Raw genomic sequence first — 24,744 nt, 5'->3', positions numbered from 1 at the left:
CCGTTTAGCCTCCATCCTTAAATATAAGATAGTTAAAGAAAAGTAGACCATGAGAATACCAAGAATTCATCATCCAGATGCCCTTCCATCACAAGGGAAAATTAATTTAAGTGATGATGCAGCCAACCACGTTGGTCGTGTAATGCGAATGAAAGAAGGCGAGTCAGTATTACTGTTTGATGGCAGTGGTGCGGAGTTTCCTGCTGTTATCACTTCAGCCTCTAAAAAAAGCGTTGAAGTTGAAATCAGTGAACGTGTTGAGCGTAGCAGTGAATCACCGCTAAATTTACATTTAGGCCAAGTGGTTTCTCGTGGTGATAAAATGGAATTCACCATTCAAAAATCGGTTGAATTAGGCGTTAATGTCATTACTCCTCTAATTTCAGAGCGTTGTGGTGTTAAATTAAATAAAGAACGCTTCGAGAAGAAACTCGACCAATGGCAAAAAATTGCAATTGCAGCTTGTGAACAGTGTGGACGTAATACTGTTCCTGAAATTCGCCCGATCATGTCATTAGAAGAGTGGTGTGCTGAAGAGTATGAAGGACTAAAACTAAACCTTCACCCAAGAGCAAAATACTCTATCAACACGCTACCAGAGCCTGTCACTAATGTACGCTTGTTAATAGGCCCTGAAGGCGGTTTATCGTCTGATGAAATTAGCATGACAGAACTATACAAATTTGAAGAAACGTTGCTAGGTCCCCGTGTTCTTAGAACCGAAACCGCAGCACTTACTGCAATTACTGCCCTACAAGTTCGTTTTGGCGATCTTGGTTAACTGGAGAAACACAATGATCAAACTCGGTATCGTAATGGATCCTATCTCATCCATTAACATCAAAAAAGACTCTAGCTTTGCCATGATGCTTGAAGCACAAAAACGTGGCTGGGAAATCCATTACATGGAAATGGCTGACCTACACCTAGATCAAGGTAAAGCAGTTGCAGATACCAAAGTCGTTGAATTAAAAGAAGACCCTACTGGATGGTACGAATTTAAATCAGAGCAAACCATCGACCTTGCTGATCTTGACGCGGTATTAATGCGTAAAGATCCTCCGTTTGATACTGAATACATCTACGCGACCTACATTCTTGAACGCGCAGAAATTCAAGGTGCTTTAATTGTAAATAAACCACAAAGCTTACGTGATTGTAACGAGAAACTATTTACGGCTTGGTTCCCTGAACTAACACCAACAACCTTAGTGACTCGTAAAGCGGAAAAAATTAAAGCATTCCGCGAAGAGCATGGCGATATTATCCTTAAACCACTTGATGGTATGGGCGGCGCGTCAATCTTTCGTGTTAAAGCTGGCGATCCAAACGTATCTGTGATCATTGAGACACTGACTAATCACGAACAAAATTACTGTATGGCACAAGCGTTTGTTCCAGATATTAGCAATGGTGATAAACGCATTCTTGTTGTTGATGGTGAACCAATGCCTTACTGCTTAGCTCGTATTCCAGCTAAAGGCGAAACTCGTGGTAACTTGGCTGCTGGCGGTACTGGTGAAGCGCGTCCATTAAGTGAGACTGACTGGGCAATTGCTAATGCGGTAGCTCCAACATTGAAAGAAAAAGGTCTAATCTTTGTAGGTCTGGATGTCATTGGTGACAAGCTAACAGAAATTAACGTAACAAGCCCTACATGTATTAAAGAGATTGAAGCCGCATTTGATGTTTCAATTACGGGAAAATTAATGGATGCAATCGAGCGTCGCATTAACGCTTAATTGAGCCAGCTATAATAAAGGGAGCCTATTGTTCCCTTTATTAAACTGAATTTTTTAGGAGGCTTTGTGGATTTAAAAAACCATTTTTTGGTAGCAATGCCAAGTATGAAAGACCCATTTTTTCACCGAAGTGTCATCTACATTTGTGAGCATGATTCAGAGGGGACCATGGGCCTACGTATTAATGAAACTGTTCCTATTTCATTAGAAGGTATGCTTGACCAAATAAAACTAGATAAGCCATCACCGGTTATTTTTCCACAGACCTTAACCCAACCAGTACTCAATGGTGGGCCAGTTTCTGATGACCGAGGCTTTGTCTTACATTCAGTGAAAGACAGTTATATATCAAGTATCCGAGTCACTAACGAACTTTCAGTCACGACATCAAAAGACATTCTAGCCACGCTTGGCACTGAATCTCAGCCACATAAATACCTAGTTGCACTTGGGTATTCAGGGTGGGATGCTGGACAGCTTGAAGAAGAGCTTTCTGAAAACAGTTGGTTGGTGTTAGAAGCTGATCATTCTGTTATTTTTGATACCCCAATTCCTGATCGCTGGCGAAGAGCGATTGAAATTTTAGGCATTAACCCTGCCAATCTATCTAGCGAGGTTGGACACGCATGAGTTCACGTACCATCATGGCATTTGATTTTGGCACCAAGAGCATTGGTTCTGCCATTGGCCAAGAAATCACAGGTACTGCAAGTCCATTAAAAGCATTCAAAGCTCAAGATGGTACCCCTAACTGGGATGATATTGAAAAACAGATTAAAGAATGGCAACCCGATTTAATCGTTGTTGGCCTACCAACCGATCTTCATGGTAAAGAGCTAGAAACCATCACACCAAAAGCAAAGAAATTTGCTAATCGTCTACATGGCCGTTTTGGTAATCAAGTTGAGCTACACGACGAACGCTTATCAACGGCTGAAGCTCGTGCGGATTTATTTGAGTTCGGTGGCTATAAAGCGTTATCGAAAGGTAATATTGATTGTCAGTCAGCAGTGGTTATTTTAGAAAGCTGGTTTGAAAGTCAATGGGGCTAAGAACTAGAAACTAGAAACTAGAAACTAGGGACTAGAACGCTTCGCTCCTGTAAGATCAAAAGCAGATATTAAGAGCAGTAATCATTTTACGTATTACTGCTCTTATAGTTTCTAGAGCGTAGCGTTCTAGTTAGTAAAGCGTATCGCTTTTAGTCTAACGATATCGACACTTTATCAAACTTCGACGAGCTAAATGAATCACCACGCTTCGTCTTCAACATCAACCTCAAATCATTGGCTGAATCCGCACTGTGTAATGCTTCATCTTCTGAGATCTTATCTGCGATAACTAAATCAAACAAACACTGATCAAACGTCTGCATGCCTGATTCTCGTGATTTAGCCATGGTTGCTTTTAGCTCATGCAAATCACCACGACGGATCAAATCTGAAATTCGAGGAGTATTTAATAGCACCTCATAGACACCATGACGTCCATTGCCATTAATATCTGGTACAAGCTGCTGAGCAATAATACCTTTTAAGTTCATTGATAAATCGAACAAAAACTGCTCTTTACGATCTTTAGGTACCAAGTGAATAATTCGCTCTAATGCTTGGTTGGCATTGTTCGCATGCAGAGTCGCCATACATAAATGACCGGTTTCCGCAAACGTCATGGCGTATTCCATTGTATCTCGACTTCGAATTTCACCAATCAAAATCATATCTGGCGCTTGGCGTAACGAATTCTTCAATGCGACTTCATAACTTTCAGTATCGAGCCCAACTTCACGTTGAGTCACAATGCATTTATTATGCGGATGAACAAACTCAATTGGATCTTCCACCGTTAGAATATGACCACTGCGATTATCATTACGGTATCCAGTCATTGCTGCCATTGAGGTAGATTTACCCGAGCCAGTAGCCCCAACTACAAGAACTAAACCACGCTTAGAGGTTGCAAGATCCTTCATTACATCAGGTAAATTCAACGAATCCATTGACGGTATTTTAGTTTCAATGCGACGGATCACCGCACCCGGCTGCTCACGTTGCCAAAATGCACTCACACGAAAACGACCGCTCTCTTTCACTATCGCAAAATTGGCCTCTAGCTTTTGATGAAATTCTGTTTGACGCTCATCATCCATCATTTCAGCTAATAACGCCGTGATAGAATCAAACGTTTGTTTTTCGCCTACTGGCTGCAGTTCACCGTGAACGCGTAATAGGCACGGCGCATCTACAGTTAAGTAAATATCTGACGCTTTTTGTGTAACCATTTGATCCAGAAGTTGATCTAACTCCATAATTAAAATCCAACACTACTGATATCAACTTTCTTTGCGACTTCATCAGGATCAACCAAACCTTGAGCAATGATTTTCTTGGCGTTTTGTTCCATGGTCTGCATACCAAAAGAAGAACCCGTCTGAATTATCGAATACATCTGTGCGACTTTATCTTCACGGATCAAGTTACGAATCGCAGGCGTCGCAATCATCACTTCATGGCACGCAACACGGCCACCACCAGTTCTTTTTAATAATGTTTGAGCGACAACGGCTTTAAGTGATTCAGAAAGCATTGAACGAACCATAGACTTTTCACTACCAGGGAACACATCAATAATACGGTCAATGGTTTTTGCAGCAGAGCTCGTGTGCAAAGTACCAAATACCAAGTGACCCGTTTCAGCGGCGGTTAATGCCAAACTAATCGTTTCTTGATCACGAAGCTCCCCTACTAAAATGACATCAGGATCTTCACGTAACGCTGAACGTAACGCCGCTTTAAAACTGTGCGTATCACGATGAACTTCACGTTGGTTAATTAAGCACTTTTTATTTTTATGAACAAATTCAATCGGATCTTCAATCGTCAATACATGCTTATTGTGATTCTCATTGATGTAATCAACCATTGCTGCAAGCGTTGTTGATTTACCTGAACCTGTTGGGCCTGTAATTAATACTAGGCCTTTTTGATAATTGGCAATATTAGTAAAAATCTCAGGAGCCACAAGTTGTTCTAATGATGGGATCTCAACTGGAATGGTTCGAAACACAGCCGCACACCCACGAGACTGGTTAAACGCATTAACACGAAAACGGCCAACATTCGGTAGCTCAAATGAGAAGTCGACTTCAAGCTTCTCTTCAAATTCACTGCGCTGAGCATCATTCATAATGTCAGTCACTAAACGATGAACCTCTGCGTGTGTAAAATCAGGTAATGTCAGTTTACGAACATCCCCATCAACACGTACCATAGGAGGAACTCCTGCAGATAGGTGTAGATCTGACGCGTTTTGTTTTACACTAAAGTCCAGTAGTTCTGTGATATCCATAATTTTCCTCGGTAATCGTTTCTATGACTAGTATTAAGCAAAATATCAATCAAATCACCCTTCAGATAGAGAATAGCGTTCAAAAGTGTGGTCGACGCCCAGATTCAGTGCAATTACTGGCTGTAAGCAAAACAAAACCTATCGAATTACTCGAACAGGCAATGGATGTAGGTCAACGCGCATTTGGTGAAAACTACGTTCAGGAAGGAGTTGAAAAGGTTCAATACTTCCAAAGCAATCATGCTGATATCGCATTAGAGTGGCACTTTATTGGTCCAATTCAATCAAATAAAACCCGCCCTATCGCCGAGCATTTTGACTGGGTTCACTCTGTTGACCGCCTGAAAATAGCACAACGCCTTAATGAGCAACGTCCAGACAACCTTGGTGAACTAAATGTTCTTATTCAGGTCAATATCAGCTCAGAAGAGAGTAAATCAGGAACTACTTCTGAAGAAGTTATGGAACTGGCTGTTGCTATCAATGAGATGCCAAACCTAACATTACGCGGATTGATGTCGATCCCTGCGAATGTCTCTAATTACGATGAACAACTGGCTGCATTTACACAACTTGCTTCCATTCAAAATCAATTACGCGCACAATATCCTCAAGTGGATACCCTATCAATGGGAATGAGCGGTGATATGGATGCTGCAATTGAAGCTGGCTCAACAATGGTTCGAATTGGCACTGCTATTTTTGGTACTAGAGACTAAATTTTTAGCGCCAGGCATTATAAAAATAAAAAATAACCTCAACTAGAATGATACCAATCTCGATACAACGATAGGTATAAAGTAAGGAAGACGAATGGAACATCGCAATATTGCTTTTATTGGTGCGGGTAACATGACCCGCTCTATTATCGCCGGTTTAATTAGCAGTGGTTATCCAAAAGGAAAAATCACAGCAACAAATCCAAGTACAGCGAAACTTGAGCATTTGAAAACCTGTTATGGTATCAATACCAGCACAGACAATCTTACTGCAACTCAAAATGCAGATGTTGTTGTTCTTGCGGTAAAACCACAAATGATGGCCAGCGCTGCAGAGCCTCTGCAAACTGTCGATTTCTCGGATAAGTTGGTAATCTCAATTGCCGCAGGTATTTCAGCACAGCGTTTAAACGAAATGTTTGCCACAACATTAAACCTAGTTCGAGTCATGCCAAATACTCCTGCATTAGTGGGCAAGGGCATGAGTGGTCTGTTTGCAGTAGAACATATCTCAGAACAAGACAAAATCTATGCTGGTAACTTACTTTCAGCAGTCGGTGAAATCTGTTGGGTTGAGAAAGAATCAGGCATTAACTCTGTTATTGCAGCAGCAGGAAGCGCTCCAGCGTATTTCTTCTTATTTATGGAAGCGATGCAAACAGAAGCAATTAAACAAGGTTTTGATGAAGAAACAGCTCGCCTATTAGTACAACAAGCGGCTCTTGGTGCTGCTGAAATGGTGGTAGCAAACCCTGAAACAGAACTATCAACACTGCGTGAGCAAGTCACTTCAAAAGGTGGCACTACCGCAGAAGCACTACGCACGTTTAATGAACACAACCTGCAAGATATTGTCGCTAAAGCAATGCAAGCCGCAGTCTCTCGTGCAGAAGAGATGGAATCGTTATTTTAAGATAACCTTCTCTACTCAATTACTCTATTTACAAAACCAATGATTTTTAAGGTTAATAAACTATGAATGCAATGAGCTTTTTAATCTCGACCGTTTTTGATTTATACATCATGGTCGTGATTCTACGAATTTGGTTACAAGTTGCACGAGCTGACTTCTATAATCCATTTTCACAATTTATCGTAAAAGCGACACAACCAATCGTCTCTCCTTTACGTCGTGTTATCCCATCAATTGGTAGCTTAGACTTAGCCACTGTATTATTTGCTTATGTACTGTGTGTTGTGAAGTTCGTTGCTCTACAATTAGTTGTATCAGGCGGTGTTGCTTTTGGCCCTGAGTTTTTATTCATTGGTTTGATTGCCCTTGCTAAGGCCGCTGGTGGTTTGCTGTTCTGGATCTTATTAGTACGCGCTATCTTAAGCTGGGTGAGCCAAGGCCGCAGCCCAATTGAATACGTTATGCACCAATTAACAGAACCAATGTTAGCACCTATTCGTAAAATTCTTCCTCAAATGGGTGGGTTAGATTTAAGCGTATTAGTGCTGTTTATCGTACTTCAATTTGCTAACTTCTTAATGGGCGATTTAATTGGTCCTATTTGGTACAGCTTGTAATCTAGCTATGCCAGTTAAATACGATAATGATGATTTGATCTTACGACTGTATTTGCAACCTAAAGCCAGTCGAGATCAAATTGTAGGAATACATGGTGAAGAGCTCAAAATAGCGATTACCGCCCCTCCAGTTGATGGAAAAGCGAACGCACATTTAATTAAGTACTTCTCCAAACTGTTTAAAGTCGCTAAAGGAAAAATTACGGTAGAAAAAGGAGAACTGAATCGTCACAAGCAAGTTCGAATTCATTCACCAGACATTATTCCAGAAGCAATTAAGCAGCTGTTACCATCAAAATAATACTAGTGCCGAGTTAACCCTCGGCTTTTTTATATGAAAATCTTTTTATATGAGGATCGTTATGAAAAAAATAATCTTACTTTTGTCCCTATTTCTTTTTAGCTTACCCACTTTTGCAGGACAATTTGTACAAATTAAAAATGTAGAGGTTCATTACTCTGCGTTTAACTCAACCTTTCTTACCCCAAAAGTAGCCCGTGCTTATCAATTAAAACGCTCAGGTTACAATGCCTTAATTAATATTAGTGTCTTAGATATATCACAAGCCGGTAAGCCTGCTATCCCTGCAAAGATTACAGGCAGCGCTAAGAATTTACTCGGCCAAACAAAAACGTTAACCTTCCGTGAAATTAAAGAGCAAAATGCAATTTACTACATTGCAGAGCTGCCAATTACTAACGAAGAGACATTTCGCTTTGATATCGATGTATCTGCCGATACTAAAGGCGCTGGTAAATTAAAATTCAATCAAAAATTTTACGTAGAAGAGTAAGAGAATCATTATGAGCAAAATCGTATTAGCAACAGGCAACCAAGGTAAGGTTCGTGAAATGGCAGATGTTCTGTCTGACTTTGGGTTTGATGTGGTTGCACAAAGTGAATTCAACGTCTCTGATGTAGCAGAAACAGGTACAACCTTCATTGAGAATGCCATTATTAAAGCGCGTCATGCGGCTAAAGAAACAGGATTACCTGCGATTGCTGATGATTCAGGCCTAGAGGTCGACGCATTAAATGGGGCTCCTGGTGTTTACTCTGCACGCTACTCAGGTGAAGGCGCTACCGACCAAAAGAACATTGATAAGATGCTAGCGGCAATGGAAGGTATCCCAGCAGAAAAACGTACTGCACGCTTTCATTGTGTTTTAGTTCTAATGAAGCATGAGAACGATCCTACGCCATTAATTTGCCACGGTTCATGGGAAGGCCACATTACCACTGAACAGCAAGGTGAGAATGGCTTTGGTTATGATCCAATCTTTTGGGTAAGTGAAGATAACTGTTCTTCTGCAGAGCTTGAACCTGCTCGTAAAAAGCAGCTTTCTCACCGTGGACAGGCGCTTAAGAAACTGTTTTCAGCATTAAAAGAAGGTCAATAATTGATGCTAGTTCCACCACCACTTAGCTTATACATTCATATTCCATGGTGTATTCAAAAATGCCCATATTGCGATTTCAATTCTCATGCTTTGAAAACGACAATCCCTGAAGCACAATACATTTCAGCGTTAATTGACGATCTTGATACCGATCTTGCACGTTATGATATGCAAAACGAATCCCGTAAGCTGCACTCTATTTTTATTGGTGGTGGTACACCAAGCTTAATTACTGCACCTGAAATTAAACGCTTACTGATCGAAGTTGAAAAACGCTTACCCTTTGCTGATGACATTGAAATCACGATGGAGGCTAACCCTGGAACCGTAGAAGCAGGTCGATTCATTGAATACCGTGAAGCGGGTGTTAACCGTATCTCTATTGGCGTACAAAGCTTCCAGCAAGAGAAATTGGAAAAGCTGGGACGTATTCACGGTAAAGATGAAGCGATTCGCGCAGCTCGCCTTGCTCATGAAGCCGGATTAAACAGTTTTAATCTTGATTTAATGCATGGCCTACCGAACCAAAGTATTGATGATGCGTTATCCGATTTAAAACAAGCGATAGAGCTTAGCCCTCCACATTTATCGTGGTATCAGCTGACTATTGAACCAAATACGGTGTTTTACTATAAGCCACCAACCTTGCCAGATGACGATGATTTATGGGATATTTTTGAACAAGGCCACCAAATCCTTGCTGACGCCGGTTATGTTCAATATGAGATTTCAGGCTACAGTAAAGTCGGTTATCAATGCCGACATAATTTGAATTATTGGCGCTTTGGGGATTATTTAGGCATTGGTTGTGGGGCTCATGGCAAACTGAGTTTTGCTGATGGTCGCATTGTTCGAACCACTAAAATCAAGCACCCACGCGGCTTCTTAGATTTAATGAAACCTTACTTAATTGACGAACAAGAGGTTGCGGATCACGATAGACCTTTTGAGTTTTTTATGAACCGTTTTCGTCTGTTAGAAGCGTGCCCTAAGCAAGATTTCATTGATAAGACCGGATTAGGTTTTGAGTCGATTCAAGAGACGATTGATTGGGCGAAAGAGAAAAAATATCTAAATGAAACCGAAACGCATTGGCAGATCACTGAGCACGGCAAGTTGTTTTTGAATGATTTGCTGGAAGCGTTTGTGAGTGATGAGGACTAATCTCTTAACTAGAGACTATATCGCTTCGCGCTAGAAACTATAAGAGCAGTAAACACGTAATTTACTGCTCTTTCTATCTTAAAATATCGAACGACCAATACGTTCTGAAAGCAATTCTAATGCTTGCGTTCCTGCTAGAGAATTACCTGATGGGTCTAATTCTGGAGACCATACAGCAATAGTCATCTCACCCGGTACAATGGCAATAATCCCACCACCGACACCTGATTTCCCTGGCATCCCAACACGATAAGCAAACTCTCCGGCGCCATCATATAAGCCACAAGTTGCCATTAATGCATTAATTTGTTTACTCTGCATTGGCGTTACGATGAACTCATTTGTCTCAGGTTGAATGCCTTTATTGGCTAAATAACCAAACGTTCTTGCTAAATCAACACAGCTCATGTTCAACGCACAAGCATGAAAATAGTTCTTTAATACTGGCATAACTTCATTGTCAAAGTTACCGAATGAACGCATTAAATAGGCAATCGAGGCATTTCGATCACTATGGTCCATTTCCGAATTAGCCACGACACGATCATAGATAATATGATCATTACCCGAGAGCTTTCGCACAAATTCTAATAATCTATGCTTAGGAGCAGAAAAACGACTAAACAACATATCGGCAACAACAATTGCACCCGCATTAATGAACGGATTACGAGGAACCCCCTGCTCCATTTCAAGCTGGATAAGAGAATTAAATGCTTGCCCTGAAGGTTCTTTTCCTACTCGTTGCCATAATTCTTCTGGCTGATATAGCTCCATAGCAAGGGTCAAACTCAGTGCTTTGGAGATCGATTGAATTGAAAAACGCTCATTTGCATCACCAGAGGTAATCATCTCACCATCGTTGGTGTACACGGCAATACCTAATTTATCACTTGGTACACAAGCAAGCGCGGGAATATAGTCGGCAACTTTTCCTTGTCCAATAAGAGGACGCACTTCATTCAAAATATCATCTAATATCTGTTTTGTTGGCTTCATTATTTCTATTCCCTTTTGAGCGCAAGGACAAAAAAGCCAACACAGAGGTTGGCTTTAGTATTTATTTAGATTGGCATCAGAGCCATGCAGCGCTTATCGTGCGCTGTCATCCCGTTTAAAATAAACGACTTATGCGTTACGACGGAATTTAATATCCCATACGCCATGGCCTAAACGATGACCACGCGCTTCAAATTTTGTTAATGGTCGCTCATCTGGACGAGGAATGTAATCACCATCAGTTGCGATATTCTCGTAACCCGGAGCGACGTTCATTACTTCGATCATATGTTCTGCGTAATTTTCCCAGTCAGTTGCCATGTGGAAAATACCATCAGAATTTAGCTTAGGACGGATCATCTCAGCAAACTCTGCTTTAACGATACGACGCTTATGATGACGCGCTTTATGCCATGGGTCAGGGAAGAAAAGTTGTAATGTATGTACAGATGAATCAGGGATCATTGATTCAAATACTTCAACCGCATCATGACACATTACACGTAAGTTCGTTACGCCTGCTTCTTTTGCTGCTGCAAGACATGCGCCAACACCTGGACGGTGAACTTCAATGCCAAGGAAATTAAGCTCTGGTGCTTTTTGCGCCATCTCAACCAAAGATGCACCCATACCAAAACCGATTTCTAAAACGACAGGGTTGTTATTACCAAACACCTCGTTCCAGTCAAGCATTTGCTCAACAAAATCGATGCCCATGGTAGACCAGCACTCAGTAATAGCGCCTTCTTGGCCTTTCGTTAAACGTCCTTCGCGGCGTACAAAGCTACGAATTTTACGAACGATTTTACCTTCTTCGGTAAAGTCGTTTTTAGTCACTTCAGTCATGATTGGATAACCTGGTTATTCTCTGAACAAGGATTGTGGATCCGGCATTATCCAAAGTTTAGCCCAGTGTTCAAGTATTATCTTTGCTTTTCTCTATAAACAAGCTTAATTAAGGCAATTCTTTACCTGAACTAATAACCCTATTTTCTATCGGGTGTACAAAACCATCACAGTATGATGTGATCCATTCTTAATTATAAAAATGTAATCGAGCATGTCATGACTTCTTTCTCTCACGCCATTTTAGAGTGGTACGACAATTACGGCCGTAAGACGTTACCTTGGCAATTAGAAAAAACGCCTTATAAAGTATGGTTATCTGAAATAATGCTTCAACAAACCCAAGTAACTACCGTTATCCCTTATTTCGAACGTTTCATGGCTCGCTTTCCAACCGTTGTTGATTTAGCAAACGCAGAGCAAGATGAAGTGCTGCATTTATGGACCGGACTTGGTTACTACGCTCGAGCTCGAAATTTACATAAAACAGCACAGATCATCGCTGAGCAATATAATGGTAAATTCCCTGAAACGATTGAAGAAGTCATCGCTCTTCCGGGAATAGGCCGATCTACTGCGGGTGCTGTGCTGTCACTTTCTCTCAAGCAACGTCACCCTATTTTAGATGGCAATGTAAAACGTACCCTTTCTCGTTGCTTTGCCATTGAGGGATGGTCTGGTAAGAAATCGGTCGAAAATTCCATGTGGGAAATAGCAGAAGAACATACACCAGAGTTAGGCGTTGAACGCTACAATCAAGCCATGATGGATATGGGGGCGATGGTCTGTACTCGTTCTAAGCCTAAGTGTGAGATTTGCCCAGTGAATGAGCTTTGCCAAGCCAAAGCGCAAGATCGCCAATTAGACTTCCCAACTAAAAAACCCAAAAAAGACAAGCCAACTAAAGAAGCATGGTTTGCTATCTACTATCACGATGGTGATGTATTACTAGAGCAACGACCTCAAACGGGAATTTGGGGTGGCTTATACTGTTTTCCTGAACAACCAGAAAACACCTTAAATGATTTATCCGACCACTATGGTATGGATGTGAAATCAAGCCAGCAATTAATTGCTTTTCGTCATACCTTTAGCCATTACCACTTAGATATCACTCCTGTACTTATCACTCTGAGTAAGAAACCTGATATGGTGATGGAAGGAACGCGTGGAGTTTGGTATAACTTATCTCAACCAATGACGGTAGGATTAGCAGCTCCAGTTCAAAAACTGTTAGATGCCTTACCGTTCGAAATTTCTAATGGAGAATAACCATGAGTCGCACTGTATTTTGCGTTCTTTTAAATAAAGAAGCCGATGGCCTAGATTTTCAACTTTACCCAGGTGAACTAGGTAAGCGTATTTTTGACAACATCTCCAAAGAAGCATGGGGCCAATGGCAACATAAGCAAACTATGCTTATTAATGAAAAGAAACTGAACATGATGGATCCAGAGCACCGCAAGCTACTGGAAACAGAAATGGAAGGTTTCCTATTTGATGGCAAAGAAGTCATCATTGATGGTTATACACCACCAAGCGAATAAGTTATTGTAAATAAAGCAGTCTAATGGCTGCTTTATTTTTATTCTTTTTTTAGTTCAATGGCATTCTGCCGTTAACATTATTATCGAGTTCTAATCTATATTGTCTTTATGAAAAAAATTATCCTGATTGCCTCTGCTTGTCTTTTTCTCACCAGTTGTAGCCGAGAATCAATAGAGTCTACTTTTGGTATTAATTACGATACCACTAACCGTTTTGCTAAAAATCTAGCACCTCTTCCTGGCCAATTTACTAAAGACATTAAAGCCCTCGACTCGTTAATTAGCAGCTTTAATGGCAACATTGAAAAGCGTTGGGGTAAAAAGAATCTCGTTATCGCCAGTAAACGCTCATATGTAAAATACACCGATGGCTATTTAAGTCGATCTCAAGTCGATTTTTCTACTGGCCGAGTTACCGTAGAAACTGTCGCAGGAACGGATCCTAAAGCCCATTTACGCCAAGCTATTATCACCACCCTACTTACACCTGATGATCCCGCTGGTGTCGATCTTTATTCTGATGCTGATGTTGCTCTTGGTGGCAAACCCTTTTTATACCAGCAAGTCGTCGATCAAGATAAAAAGCCGATTGAATGGTCATGGCGTGCTAGTCGTTATGCTGACTATTTAATTGCTAATCATTTAAAGACAAAAAATATCGATTATAAAAAAGCCCTTTATGTCGATATTCCTATGGTAAAGAACCACACCCAATTGCGAGAGTACCAATATGCCGATATTGTTCGTGGTGCTTCTCAACGCTACAACATTCCAGAAGATCTAATTTATTCAATTATTAGAACCGAAAGTAGCTTTAATCCTTACGCTGTTAGTTGGGCAAATGCTTATGGCTTGATGCAAGTTGTACCTAAAACCGCTGGCCGTGATGTCTTTAAGTTAGTAAAGAATAAATCTGGTGATCCAACACCTGAGTATCTTTTTAATCCACATAACAACATTGATACGGGAACCGCCTACTTTCATATTCTAAAAACACGCTATTTAAAAGACATCCGAAACCCTGTATCTAAACAATACAGCATGATCTCAGCTTACAATGGCGGCGCTGGCGGCGTACTAACGACCTTCAATAGCAACCGCAGCCGTGCAATTAAAGAGATTAATAGCCTAAATCCTAATCAAGTGTACTGGGCTTTAACCAAAAAACACAAAAATGCAGAAGCTCGTCGCTATTTAGAAAAGGTAACTGCCTTTAAAAAAGAGTTTAATTCAGGGAAGATTTAGCGATAAAATCGCCTATTCGATGAATTATCAATCAAACAATCAAAAAAACAGCCTATTTTGAAAAAAAAAGTTGACGGTAGGGGCAAAAATCCGTTTAATAGCGCTCGTTGCCCGGATAGCTCAGTCGGTAGAGCAGAGGATTGAAAATCCTCGTGTCGGTGGTTCGATTCCGCCTCCGGGCACCATACAATAAGATTGTTGGTGTAGTTCTAGATTTATTTATTAAATGCTAGATCACGAATAGTCAAAAGAATTTAGTGTGCCGACTTAGCTCAGTAGGTAGAGCAACTGACTTGTAATCAGTAGGTCACCAGTTCGACTCCGGTAGTCGGCACCATTCTTTTGCCTCGATAGCTCAGTCGGTAGAGCAGAGGATTGAAAATCCTCGTGTCGGTGGTTCGATTCCGCCTCGAGGCACCATACAATTCCCTTTTAGTTCAGTTGGTAGAACGCCGGACTGTTAATCCGTATGTCGCTGGTTCAAGTCCAGCAAAGGGAGCCATACAATTTAGTCTTTATCTTTTTAAAGATTAATAAAAAATTAGTGCCGACTTAGCTCAGTAGGTAGAGCAACTGACTTGTAATCAGTAGGTCACCAGTTCGACTCCGGTAGTCGGCACCATTTCTTCCTTGTAAGAAGAACACAAAATCTGTTCCCTTTTAGTTCAGTTGGTAGAACGCCGGACTGTTAATCCGTATGTCGCTGGTTCAAGTCCAGCAAAGGGAGCCATATTAAAGAGCCTGTTTTTATAAAGGTTCAAGGTTGTTGGTTTACCCAGCAATAGCAAAAAAATAAGTGTGCCGACTTAGCTCAGTAGGTAGAGCAACTGACTTGTAATCAGTAGGTCACCAGTTCGACTCCGGTAGTCGGCACCATTTTTTTGCCTCGATAGCTCAGTCGGTAGAGCAGAGGATTGAAAATCCTCGTGTCGGTGGTTCGATTCCGCCTCGAGGCACCATATAATTCCCTTTTAGTTCAGTTGGTAGAACGCCGGACTGTTAATCCGTATGTCGCTGGTTCAAGTCCAGCAAAGGGAGCCATATTAAAAGCCTCATCATTTTGATGAGGCTTTTTTTATGCTTGTCATTTAACGAATGCGACACTACCATAACCTCCATTCATATCAGTTCTTCATTTAGAGTTAAACCATGACTGAAACACCATCAGGAAAACCAGGCAATACTGGTATCAAGCGTGTAATCAAAGCAACTGGCTTTTCTATTCAAGGTCTTAAAGCTGCGTTTAAACATGAAGCTGCTATTCGTCAAGAGTTAGCAATGTTAGTTATTGCAGCCCCTATCGCACTTCTTTTGGATGTGACTGTAGTAGAAAAGATTTTATTGGTCGGCGTATTTGTTCTGATCTTTATGATTGAGCTTTTAAATTCAGCAATAGAAGCTGTGGTAGACCGTATAGGCCCTGAACATCATGAATTAAGTGGCAGAGCTAAAGATATTGGTTCAGCCGCTGTATTTGTCGCTCTGTGCTTTGCTGGCTTTACTTGGTTAATGATCCTAGGCAGCAACTATCTTTAATTATTTATAAGGACTATTTTAATGAACCCTATTATTCAAACACTAAAAGAACACAATGTTAGCGATGAGAAAATTGCAGAAGTATTTCAAACGCTAACTCAAAACCCATTAGCGGCAATGGCTATTATTCAAAGTCTAGGCATTCCACAAGAAAAACTACAACCACTAATGATGCAAGTGATGACAAATCCAAGCTTAATTAAAGAAGCAGTTGAAGAGTTAGGATTAGATTTCTCTAAAGTAGAAGAAGCAAAAGCAAAGCTTGAAGAGAATCAGTAACAGGATCTTTAAGATAAATTATAAATACAAAAAAGCCCTAATCTAAAGTTAGGGCTTTTTTGTATTTATTTTCAAGATTAGAAAAACTCTATATCCCAGATACAACAAAGCCCCGATTTTCATCGAGGCTTTGTCATTTAAATGTGGTACCGGTAGGCGGACTTGAACCGCCACTCCTTTCGGAAAGGGATTTTGAATCCCTCGTGTATACCAATTTCACCATACCGGCTTTATCAGCATTGCTGCTTGATGTGGTTGATTATACTCAGAGATGATCATGGCGCAAGCTCTTTATTACTCTAAGATATTTGTTTGCTGAAATATTCAACAGTTATTTACAATCTGATTTTCATTTTTACTGCATCTATCGTTATACTGCTGTCAGTTTTTTAATTTATGGAAGAAAAAATGAAAACACAACAACAAGCCGGCTTTATGCGTCGCATGGGAGCTTGGGTCTACGACACATTAATTATCAGCGCAATTATGATGCTAACCGGTGGTGCTATCGTCGCGACCCTTGAAATGCTTTATGGTGCGGGGATCATCAGTTACGGTCAGTACCCTGATGTGAGTAGCTATTTAAATCATGACCCATTATGGCGTAACCTTTATCCAGTTACTCTTGTATCTGTGTTTGCTGGCTTCTTTGCTTACTTTTGGTGTAAAGGTCAAACTCTGGGAATGCGCGCTTGGAAGCTTCAAGTACAACAACTTGATGGCTCACCAATCACATTAACTCAAGCTATTATCCGTATGTCTACGTCTGCCTTTGGTTTGGGTAATCTATTGGTCTTCATCTCAAGTGATAATGCAGCATTTCAAGATACTTGGGCAAAGACTCGCGTTATAGTTTTAGATAAAGCGGTTTAAGCGATTATTAAAGCTACGAAGAGAAAAAAGGAGATACTCTGCAGTATCTCCTTTTTATTTGTTCTTTTTTCACGGTATATGTTTAAAGCTTTCTATTAAGTAACCCTAAGGTAATCAATAAGAACACAAAACTTGGCCCTAACGCACCAAATATGGGGTGTATGTTATAAACCAAAGTCATTGGCCCAAACACCTCATTAGAAATATAGAAACTAAATCCAGCGATCACGCCAGAAAGAATTCTCGCACCCATAGTTACACTACGTAATGGTCCAAAAACAAATGAGAGCGCCAATAACATCATTACTGCAACTGAGATAGGCTGTAAGGCTTTACGCCAAAAAGCCAACTCATAACGTGCGGCATCTAGCTCTGAATCTTTTAGGTAATTCACATAATCATACAGGCCAGAAAGAGATTGCTCTTCAGGTTTAACGGTTACCACTGCTAATTTATCTGGAGTAAGCGTTGTTGACCAGTTTAAGGTATCCATTTTCTTTTCACTGATTTTAGCTTCATCTTGCATTTGAGTAATAGAAACATCACTCAACATCCAGCCTGCTTCTTTAGATTGGTAATCCGCTTTACGCGCAAATAAAATATTATCCAGTTTATGATTATCATCAAATTGCCATACTGTTACACCATACAGCTTTTCTTGATTATCAACCCGACCCAAATAAATAAAGTCGTTAGCATCTTTAGCCCACACCCCTGCTCTTACGGCTGCAATATTACCGCCAGAAGTTTCAAATGCACGCAGATCACGAGCCATCTTTTGAGCTTGAGGTGCACCCCATTGACCTAATGCCATAACCATTAGCATCAAAGGTATTGCTGTTTTTAATACTGATAAACCGATGTCTAATTTTGAGTAACCTGCCGCTTGCATAACCACAAGTTCAGAGCTTGCCGCTAACATACCCAACCCAATCAATGCTCCAAGCAAGGCTGCCATTGGAAAAAACATCTCAATATCACGTGGCATACTTAAGATAACAAAATAGAGAGCATCTAAAAGATCGTATGTTCCTTTACCAACTTTACGTAACTGCTCTACATATTTAATAATTGAAGAGAGTCCAACTAGCGTTGTTAAACATAACGCAGAGGTTGCGATGATTGTACGGCCAATATACCAATCTAAAATCTTAAACATGCTTTGGTTTTCTCCGCATTTTGTCTTTTAATTTTCTCACAAAAACACTGTCCATTGAGTTTAATATAATGCCGATAATAAGCAGGATGGCATTAATTGCCCACAGTCCAACTGATGGATGTAGGCTCCCCTCTTCTATTGCTGACTTACCAGCACTTAATGATAAGAAGTAAGCTAAATACAATAAAATTGCCGGTGCAAGTTTCGCGAATCGCCCTTGTCTTGGGTTCACTGCAGATAACGGAACAACCACCATAGTTAATAAAGGAATACACAAAATCAAAGAAATACGCCATTGCAGTTCTGCTTTCGCTTCTAACTCTGTTCGTTTGATTAGCTCTAGTGTCGGCAGTGCATCCCAATCTCTTCGTTTCGCCTTAACCTCTTTTTGTCCAATAAGGACTTCATAAGATTCAAAGTTACTTTCTAAGTAATCTAAACGCGTCGGAATACCTTCATAACGAGTACCATCTTCAAGAACTAATACCTGACGGCCATCATTAAGCTGCTTTACAACCCCTTTATCAGCGACTAACACACTAGGGCGTAATGAATCATGAGGAACGGGTTGTGCTAAGAAAATATTAACAAGGTGCTTGCCGCCTTCATCACTAATATCATCAATAAAGACAACACCCTTTCCATCGGGAGAATTTCTAAACTGACCTTTTTGTAATAGCTCGACTCCAGAATCAGACTCCACGGTTTCCATTAACTTGGTACTTTGCTCTTGGCTCCAAGGAGACAGCCATAGTGAGTTAAAAGTAGCTACTGCACCAGTAATTAAAGCCAAATACAATGCAGCACGAATAAGTATTGAGTTACCCATTCCAGTTGCATTCATTACGGTAATTTCACTTTCCGCGTATAAACGTCCAAAAGTCAGAAGAATACCTATGAAAATACTGAGAGGCAGCATCAATAAACCCATGGCAGGCATATTTAACCCCACCAAAGATAAGATCAAACCACCAGGGATATCCCCATCAGATGCTTCAGCTAAAATGCTAATAAATTTTTGGCTCATAAAGATCAAAAAAAGCACAAAAAAGATCGCAAATTGACTCTTTAATGTTTCCTTGATCAAATATCTAATAATAATCACGTCGAATCTACCTATAGAAAACTTGTATTTTTGCCAGAATCACTATAATTTCCGTGTAAACCATTTATTTTTTAATCTTTGGCTAAATGTTAGCCTGCGAAATCGGAACACTAATAGTATAGTATCTAACTAGATTTTGCTCATTATCTAACATTTAGTTCTATTTGTCTTTAGGATGTAGGAGTACGCATGGAGTTCAGTGTAAAAAGTGGCAGTCCAGAGAAACAACGCAGCGCTTGTATCGTTGTAGGTGTCTTTGAGCCGCGCCGTTTATCTCCAATCGCAGAACAGCTCGATAAAATCAGTGACGGGTACATTAGTTCGTTACTTCGCCGTGGTGACCTTGAAGGTAAACCAGGCCAAATGCTGTTATTGCATCAAGTACCAAATATTCTTTCTGAGCGTGTTTTATTAGTAGGTTGTGGTAAAGAGCGTGAACTTGGTGAGCGTCAATATAAAGAAATCATCAAGAAAACCATCAGCACACTAAATGAAACGGGCTCTATGGAAGCGGTATGTTTCCTTACAGAGCTTCACGTTAAAGGCCGAGACACTTACTGGAAAGTTCGCCAAGCGGTTGAATCGACTAAAGACAGTCTATATACCTTTAACCAATTCAAGAGTAATAAACCTGAGACTCGTCGCCCATTACGTAAGTTAGTATTTAATGTACCAACTCGCCGTGAGCTTAACTTAGGTGAAAAAGCAATTAACCATGGTTTATCTATTGCTTCTGGCGTTAAAGCGTCAAAAGATTTAGGCAATATGCCACCAAACGTTGCTAACCCTGCGTATCTTGCCTCTCAAGCTCGTCGCCTAGCCGATGACTACGAAACCGTTACTACTAAAGTAATCGGTGAAGAAGAGATGAAGAAACTAGGCATGACTTCTTACCTAGCTGTAGGTCAAGGTTCTCATAATGAATCTATGATGTCAGTGATGGAATACAAAGGTCATCCTAATCCTGATGCAAAACCTATCGTACTTATTGGTAAAGGTCTGACTTTTGATTCAGGCGGTATCTCTATCAAACCAAGTGACGGTATGGATGAGATGAAGTACGACATGTGTGGTGCTGCTTCTGTATTTGGTGCAATGAAAGCATTAGCTAAATTAAACCTTCCTCTGAACGTTGTTGGTATTCTTGCTGGTTGTGAAAACATGCCAAGCAGTAATTCATACCGTCCTGGTGATATTTTAACAACCATGTCAGGTCAAACTGTTGAAGTATTAAATACCGATGCTGAAGGCCGTTTAGTTCTTTGTGATGCCCTAACATACGTAGAGCGCTATAACCCAGAGTGCGTTGTGGATGTTGCTACATTAACAGGTGCATGTGTGGTTGCTCTTGGTCATCACATCAATGGATTAATTGCGAACCATAATCCATTAGCTCATGAACTCATTAATGCATCAGAGCAATCTGGTGACAGAGCGTGGCGCTTACCTATGGCTGACGAATATAACGAGCAGCTAAACAGCCCGTTTGCAGACATGGCTAATATTGGCGGAAAAGCCGCAGGTACAATCACTGCTGGTTGCTTCCTTGCGCGTTTTACTAAGAAATATCATTGGGCTCACATTGATAGTGCGGGTACTGCTTGGGTTTCGGGTGCAAATAAAGGCTCAACCGGCCGACCTGTCTCATTGCTTGTCCAATTCTTACTGAATCGTTCAGGCCAAGAAATCGTAGAATAAACCACTTCGTTTTATGATATAAAGGGCCTTTAAATGGCCCTTTTTTAATACATTCTATTTAGCTTCTTTTTGCCATTTATGTAAATTAAGAGAGATTATGAGCCAAGCACTGTTTTACGTTCTTGAACCCACATCACCAACAGCCACTTCAGATGGGCTGTTAAAATTTGTGTGTCAGCTTGCTCATTATTATTATTCTCAAAATGCACGAGTGTATGTATTAGCTCAAGACAAAGAGCAAGCTCTACTGATTGATGAAGCACTCTGGCAAAATGAGATCTCTGAATTTACACCACATAATTTAATTGGTGAAGGGCCACAATCTGGCTCCCCCATTGAAATTGGTTGGGGAACATTACGCTCATCAGGCCGCCGACATGTATTAATAAATTTAGCACAAGAGGTCGCAAGTTTTGCGGTTTCCTTTGCTCAAGTGGTAGACTTCGTACCCTGTGAAGAAAAAAGCAAACAACACGCTCGAGAAAGGTATAAAATATACCGAAATGCAGGCCGAGCCATGCAAACCGAGACATTAAAATAGTGCCAATCATCATAGCTAAGTAACTCAACTGAAAGTCTATTTTCAGATTGAGCCATTAATTATGATATTTGGCATTCCACTTTTTAATAGAGATATTCGTGACGAACACTATGGAAAAGACATATAACCCGCAATCAATAGAACAAGCTCTGTACCAGACTTGGGAAGAAAAAGGCTACTTTAAGCCTCATGGCGATACATCAAAAGAAGCTTATAGCATCATGATCCCGCCACCAAACGTCACTGGTAGCCTACACATGGGTCACGCTTTCCAAGATACGATCATGGATACACTTATCCGTGCTGAACGTATGAAAGGCAAAAACACCCTTTGGCAAGTCGGTACCGACCACGCAGGTATCGCAACTCAAATGGTTGTTGAGCGTAAGATTGCGGCTGAAGAAGGCAAAACAAAACACGATTACGGTCGTGACGCTTTCATCGACAAAATTTGGGAATGGAAAGCAGAATCAGGCGGCACAATTACCAAGCAACTTCGTCGTCTAGGCGCCTCTGTTGATTGGGATCGTGAACGATTCACTATGGATGATGGTTTATCTGCTGCAACTCAAGAAGTGTTTGTTCGTTTATACGAAGAAGATCTTATCTACCGTGGTAAGCGTCTAGTAAACTGGGATCCTAAACTGCACACTGCTATTTCTGATCTTGAAGTTGAAAACAAAGACAAAAAAGGCTTCATGTGGCACTTCCGCTACCCACTAGCGAACGGCGTTAAAACTGCTGACGGCAAAGACTACATTGTTGTAGCTACGACTCGTCCAGAAACAATGCTTGGTGATACTGGTGTTGCTGTAAACCCAGAAGATCCTCGTTACAAAGATCTGATCGGTCAACACATTGAACTGCCTATCGTTGGTCGTTTAATTCCTATCGTAGGCGATGAGCATGCGGACATGGAAAAAGGCACGGGTTGTGTGAAAATCACTCCAGCTCATGACTTTAACGATTACGAAGTAGGTAAACGTCATAGCCTACCAATGATCAACATCCTAACGTTCAACGCTGATATCCGTGATTCTGCTGAAGTATTCACAACGAACGGCGAAGAAAGCGACGTATACAGCGCTGAGCTTCCAGCTAAATACCATGGTATGGAGCGTTTTGCTGCTCGTAAAGCTATCGTTGCTGAGTTTGATGAACTGGGTCTTCTTGAAGAGATCAAAGATCACGATTTAACTGTACCTTACGGTGACCGTGGTGGTGTTGTTATCGAACCAATGCTAACTGACCAATGGTATGTACGTACTGCACCTCTAGCTGCTCCAGCAGTTAAAGCAGTTGAAGATGGTCAAATCCAATTCGTTCCTAAGCAATACGAAAACATGTACTTTGCGTGGATGCGTGACGTACAAGATTGGTGTATCTCTCGTCAACTTTGGTGGGGTCATCGTATTCCTGCATGGTATGACAACGACGGTAAAGTTTACGTTGGTCGTACTGAAGAAGAAGTTCGTGAGAAAAACAACCTTTCTCCAGTTATCGTGCTTCGCCAAGACGACGATGTGCTTGATACATGGTTCTCTTCTGCACTTTGGACGTTCGGCACACAAGGCTGGCCTGAAAACACAGACGCACTAAAAACATTCCACCCATCAGAAGTTCTAGTATCTGGTTTTGATATTATCTTCTTCTGGGTTGCTCGTATGATCATGATGACCATGCACTTCGTTAAAGACGAAGAAGGCAATGCACAAGTACCATTTAAGACAGTTTACATGACGGGCCTTATCCGTGATGAAAACGGTGACAAGATGTCTAAGTCTAAAGGTAACGTACTTGACCCTATCGATATGATCGATGGTATCGGCCTTGAAGAGCTTGTTGAAAAGCGTTGTGGCAACATGATGCAACCTCAACTTGCTAAGAAGATCGAAAAAGCAACGCGTAAAACGTTTGAAGGCGGTATCGAACCATACGGTACTGATGCCCTACGTTTCACTCTTGCAGCAATGGCATCAACAGGTCGTGATATCAACTGGGATATGAAGCGTCTTGAAGGTTACCGTAACTTCTGTAACAAACTATGGAACGCAAGCCGTTACGTATTAATGAACACAGAAGAGCACGATTGTGGTATGGCTGAAGGTGCAGAACTTGAGTTCTCACTGGCTGACCAATGGATCGCATCTCAGTTTGAAGTTGCCGCTAAAGAGTTTAACGCTCACTTAGACAACTACCGTCTAGATATGGCAGCAAACACACTGTACGAATTCATCTGGAACCAATTCTGTGACTGGTACTTAGAGCTAACTAAACCCGTTCTATGGAAAGGCACTGAAGCACAACAACGTGCAACGCGTTACACGCTAATTACGGTTCTTGAGAAGACATTACGCCTTGCTCACCCTGTTCTTCCTTATATCACTGAATCTATTTGGCAGAGTGTGATACCACTAATTGATGGTGTTGAAGGTCCTGATTCTGAAGAAAGAACCATCATGACTCAAGCATTACCTCAGTTTAATGAAGAAAACTTCAACGCTGATGTTGTTGCTGATCTTGAGTGGGTTAAAGCATTCATTACTAGCATTCGTAACTTACGTGCTGAATACGATATCGCACCAAGCAAAGGCTTAGATGTGATGATTAAAGTGGCTGACGAAAAAGACGCTGCACGTATTCAAGCTAACGAGATTGTTCTTACTTCTCTAGCAAAACTAGACAGCATCAAAGTACTTGCAGACAATGAAGAGACACCAGCATGTGCAACCTCTCTTGTTGGTAAGTCTGAGTTGATGATCCCAATGGCGGGTCTTATCGATAAAGATGCAGAGCTTGCTCGTTTAGATAAAGAAGTAGCTAAAATCCAAGGCGAAATTAAACGTATCGAAGGTAAATTAGGTAACGAAGGTTTCGTTGCTAAAGCACCTGAAGTGGTTATCGCTAAAGAGCGTGAAAAACTAGAAGGCTATAAAGAAACATTAGTTAAGCTAGAAGCGCAAAAAGAAACAATCGCAGCACTGTAAGTAAGCCTTTTATCTTTTATCTTTT

The 24,744-nt window shown here is 40.9% G+C and carries 26 protein-coding genes and 10 tRNA genes; 29 read left to right on the top strand and 7 right to left on the bottom strand.

The annotated features are described in order from the left end of the window. Positions 1-49: 49 nt before the first annotated feature. The 4 genes from rsmE to ruvX all read left to right on the top strand — a co-directional run bounded on the left by rsmE (position 50) and on the right by ruvX (position 2,794). Positions 50-781, top strand: a complete 732-nt coding sequence (gene rsmE, locus ED622_RS19115; protein WP_122036619.1) for a 16S rRNA (uracil(1498)-N(3))-methyltransferase — start codon at positions 50-52, stop codon at positions 779-781. A 13-nt stretch (positions 782-794) separates the two neighbouring features. After that, positions 795-1,742, top strand: a complete 948-nt coding sequence (gene gshB / locus ED622_RS19110) for a glutathione synthase (RefSeq protein WP_122036618.1) — start codon at positions 795-797, stop codon at positions 1,740-1,742. A gap of 66 nt (positions 1,743-1,808) precedes the next feature. After that, complete coding sequence (locus tag ED622_RS19105) at positions 1,809-2,372, top strand: YqgE/AlgH family protein (RefSeq protein ID WP_122036617.1); 564 nt, start codon at positions 1,809-1,811, stop codon at positions 2,370-2,372. Further along, complete coding sequence (gene ruvX, locus ED622_RS19100; RefSeq protein WP_045102885.1) at positions 2,369-2,794, top strand: Holliday junction resolvase RuvX; 426 nt, start codon at positions 2,369-2,371, stop codon at positions 2,792-2,794. The genes ED622_RS19105 and ruvX overlap by 4 nt, the downstream gene beginning before the upstream one ends. A gap of 149 nt (positions 2,795-2,943) precedes the next feature. Here the strand turns inward: ruvX and ED622_RS19095 are convergent, their stop codons facing one another. Both ED622_RS19095 and ED622_RS19090 read right to left on the bottom strand, forming a co-directional pair. Continuing rightward, entirely contained in the window at positions 2,944-4,050 is a 1,107-nt protein-coding gene (locus ED622_RS19095) for a PilT/PilU family type 4a pilus ATPase (protein WP_122036616.1), read from the bottom strand. 2 nt (positions 4,051-4,052) lie between these two features. Continuing rightward, entirely contained in the window at positions 4,053-5,090 is a 1,038-nt protein-coding gene (locus ED622_RS19090) for a type IV pilus twitching motility protein PilT (protein ID WP_122036615.1), read from the bottom strand. A 23-nt stretch (positions 5,091-5,113) separates the two neighbouring features. Here ED622_RS19090 and ED622_RS19085 point away from each other — a divergent pair, with 23 nt between their 5' ends. The 7 genes from ED622_RS19085 to hemW all read left to right on the top strand — a co-directional run bounded on the left by ED622_RS19085 (position 5,114) and on the right by hemW (position 9,904). Then, positions 5,114-5,809, top strand: coding sequence for a YggS family pyridoxal phosphate-dependent enzyme (locus tag ED622_RS19085; RefSeq protein WP_122036614.1), 696 nt, complete (start codon positions 5,114-5,116; stop codon positions 5,807-5,809). Between the two features lie 94 nt (positions 5,810-5,903). Then, positions 5,904-6,722, top strand: coding sequence for a pyrroline-5-carboxylate reductase (gene proC / locus ED622_RS19080; protein WP_122036613.1), 819 nt, complete (start codon positions 5,904-5,906; stop codon positions 6,720-6,722). Between the two features lie 62 nt (positions 6,723-6,784). Further along, entirely contained in the window at positions 6,785-7,339 is a 555-nt protein-coding gene (locus ED622_RS19075; protein WP_122036612.1) for a YggT family protein, read from the top strand. A 7-nt stretch (positions 7,340-7,346) separates the two neighbouring features. Continuing rightward, the gene (gene yggU / locus ED622_RS19070) at positions 7,347-7,640 is read left to right on the top strand and encodes a DUF167 family protein YggU (RefSeq protein WP_045103359.1); all 294 of its coding nucleotides are present in this window, start codon (positions 7,347-7,349) and stop codon (positions 7,638-7,640) included. A gap of 61 nt (positions 7,641-7,701) precedes the next feature. Then, entirely contained in the window at positions 7,702-8,133 is a 432-nt protein-coding gene (locus ED622_RS19065; RefSeq protein WP_122036611.1) for a DUF4426 domain-containing protein, read from the top strand. Between the two features lie 10 nt (positions 8,134-8,143). Further along, positions 8,144-8,740: an XTP/dITP diphosphatase gene (locus ED622_RS19060; RefSeq protein WP_122036610.1), complete on the top strand. Its 597-nt coding sequence runs from the start codon at positions 8,144-8,146 to the stop codon at positions 8,738-8,740. 3 nt (positions 8,741-8,743) lie between these two features. Then, positions 8,744-9,904, top strand: coding sequence for a radical SAM family heme chaperone HemW (gene hemW / locus ED622_RS19055; protein WP_122036609.1), 1,161 nt, complete (start codon positions 8,744-8,746; stop codon positions 9,902-9,904). 78 nt (positions 9,905-9,982) lie between these two features. On the opposite strand, the gene glsB is transcribed toward hemW, so the two are convergent. After that, positions 9,983-10,903: a glutaminase B gene (gene glsB / locus ED622_RS19050; protein ID WP_122036608.1), complete on the bottom strand. Its 921-nt coding sequence runs from the start codon at positions 10,901-10,903 to the stop codon at positions 9,983-9,985. A 129-nt stretch (positions 10,904-11,032) separates the two neighbouring features. Further along, a complete protein-coding gene (trmB, locus tag ED622_RS19045) occupies positions 11,033-11,749 on the bottom strand; it encodes a tRNA (guanosine(46)-N7)-methyltransferase TrmB (RefSeq protein ID WP_122036607.1) in 717 nt (238 codons plus the stop codon). Positions 11,750-11,968: 219 nt separating this feature from the next. On the opposite strand from trmB, the gene mutY reads away from it, so the two are divergent. The 14 genes from mutY (at position 11,969) to ED622_RS18975 (ending at position 16,356) form a co-directional block, all read left to right on the top strand. Further along, positions 11,969-13,021: an A/G-specific adenine glycosylase gene (gene mutY, locus ED622_RS19040; RefSeq protein WP_122036606.1), complete on the top strand. Its 1,053-nt coding sequence runs from the start codon at positions 11,969-11,971 to the stop codon at positions 13,019-13,021. Positions 13,022-13,023: 2 nt separating this feature from the next. After that, positions 13,024-13,296 carry an oxidative damage protection protein gene (locus ED622_RS19035; protein WP_060992501.1) on the top strand — a complete coding sequence of 91 codons (273 nt, stop codon included), beginning with the start codon at positions 13,024-13,026 and terminating at the stop codon, positions 13,294-13,296. A gap of 108 nt (positions 13,297-13,404) precedes the next feature. After that, the gene (gene mltC / locus ED622_RS19030) at positions 13,405-14,541 is read left to right on the top strand and encodes a membrane-bound lytic murein transglycosylase MltC (protein ID WP_122036605.1); all 1,137 of its coding nucleotides are present in this window, start codon (positions 13,405-13,407) and stop codon (positions 14,539-14,541) included. 109 nt (positions 14,542-14,650) lie between these two features. Next, positions 14,651-14,726 (top strand) — tRNA-Phe (locus tag ED622_RS19025). Positions 14,727-14,802: 76 nt separating this feature from the next. Next, positions 14,803-14,878, top strand: a tRNA-Thr gene (locus tag ED622_RS19020). A gap of 7 nt (positions 14,879-14,885) precedes the next feature. Beyond that, a tRNA-Phe gene (locus ED622_RS19015) sits at positions 14,886-14,961 on the top strand. Between the two features lie 6 nt (positions 14,962-14,967). Further along, positions 14,968-15,043 (top strand) — tRNA-Asn (locus ED622_RS19010). 44 nt (positions 15,044-15,087) lie between these two features. Continuing rightward, positions 15,088-15,163: transfer RNA gene (locus ED622_RS19005), tRNA-Thr, on the top strand. A gap of 32 nt (positions 15,164-15,195) precedes the next feature. Further along, positions 15,196-15,271: transfer RNA gene (locus ED622_RS19000), tRNA-Asn, on the top strand. A gap of 70 nt (positions 15,272-15,341) precedes the next feature. Further along, a tRNA-Thr gene (locus ED622_RS18995) sits at positions 15,342-15,417 on the top strand. A 7-nt stretch (positions 15,418-15,424) separates the two neighbouring features. Next, positions 15,425-15,500, top strand: a tRNA-Phe gene (locus ED622_RS18990). Between the two features lie 6 nt (positions 15,501-15,506). Then, positions 15,507-15,582, top strand: a tRNA-Asn gene (locus ED622_RS18985). A 108-nt stretch (positions 15,583-15,690) separates the two neighbouring features. Beyond that, the gene (locus ED622_RS18980; protein WP_122036604.1) at positions 15,691-16,077 is read left to right on the top strand and encodes a diacylglycerol kinase; all 387 of its coding nucleotides are present in this window, start codon (positions 15,691-15,693) and stop codon (positions 16,075-16,077) included. A gap of 21 nt (positions 16,078-16,098) precedes the next feature. Further along, positions 16,099-16,356, top strand: a complete 258-nt coding sequence (locus ED622_RS18975) for a DUF2999 domain-containing protein (RefSeq protein WP_045102898.1) — start codon at positions 16,099-16,101, stop codon at positions 16,354-16,356. 144 nt (positions 16,357-16,500) lie between these two features. Here ED622_RS18975 and ED622_RS18970 read toward each other — a convergent pair. Continuing rightward, positions 16,501-16,585 (bottom strand) — tRNA-Leu (locus ED622_RS18970). A 179-nt stretch (positions 16,586-16,764) separates the two neighbouring features. Between ED622_RS18970 and ED622_RS18965 the strand changes: the two genes are divergently transcribed. After that, on the top strand, positions 16,765-17,229 hold the full coding sequence (locus tag ED622_RS18965) for an RDD family protein (protein WP_162922572.1): 465 nt from the start codon (positions 16,765-16,767) through the stop codon (positions 17,227-17,229). An 82-nt stretch (positions 17,230-17,311) separates the two neighbouring features. Here ED622_RS18965 and lptG read toward each other — a convergent pair whose 3' ends face one another. Both lptG and lptF read right to left on the bottom strand, forming a co-directional pair. Further along, positions 17,312-18,388 carry an LPS export ABC transporter permease LptG gene (gene lptG / locus ED622_RS18960; protein ID WP_122036602.1) on the bottom strand — a complete coding sequence of 359 codons (1,077 nt, stop codon included), beginning with the start codon at positions 18,386-18,388 and terminating at the stop codon, positions 17,312-17,314. Further along, positions 18,381-19,493: an LPS export ABC transporter permease LptF gene (lptF, locus tag ED622_RS18955; RefSeq protein WP_122036601.1), complete on the bottom strand. Its 1,113-nt coding sequence runs from the start codon at positions 19,491-19,493 to the stop codon at positions 18,381-18,383. Before lptF ends, lptG begins: the two co-directional genes overlap by 8 nt. 189 nt (positions 19,494-19,682) lie before the next feature. On the opposite strand from lptF, the gene pepA reads away from it, so the two are divergent. The 3 genes from pepA to ED622_RS18940 all read left to right on the top strand — a co-directional run bounded on the left by pepA (position 19,683) and on the right by ED622_RS18940 (position 24,719). Next, positions 19,683-21,191, top strand: a complete 1,509-nt coding sequence (pepA, locus tag ED622_RS18950) for a leucyl aminopeptidase (protein WP_122036600.1) — start codon at positions 19,683-19,685, stop codon at positions 21,189-21,191. Positions 21,192-21,288: 97 nt separating this feature from the next. Then, entirely contained in the window at positions 21,289-21,732 is a 444-nt protein-coding gene (locus ED622_RS18945; RefSeq protein ID WP_122036599.1) for a DNA polymerase III subunit chi, read from the top strand. Between the two features lie 110 nt (positions 21,733-21,842). After that, positions 21,843-24,719, top strand: coding sequence for a valine--tRNA ligase (locus tag ED622_RS18940; protein ID WP_122036598.1), 2,877 nt, complete (start codon positions 21,843-21,845; stop codon positions 24,717-24,719). Positions 24,720-24,744 lie beyond the last annotated feature (25 nt).

The organism is Aliivibrio sp. EL58 (assembly GCF_900312675.1).
In the GTDB taxonomy this organism is placed as follows: domain Bacteria; phylum Pseudomonadota; class Gammaproteobacteria; order Enterobacterales; family Vibrionaceae; genus Aliivibrio.
This window is presented reverse-complemented; position numbering and strand designations above follow the sequence as displayed.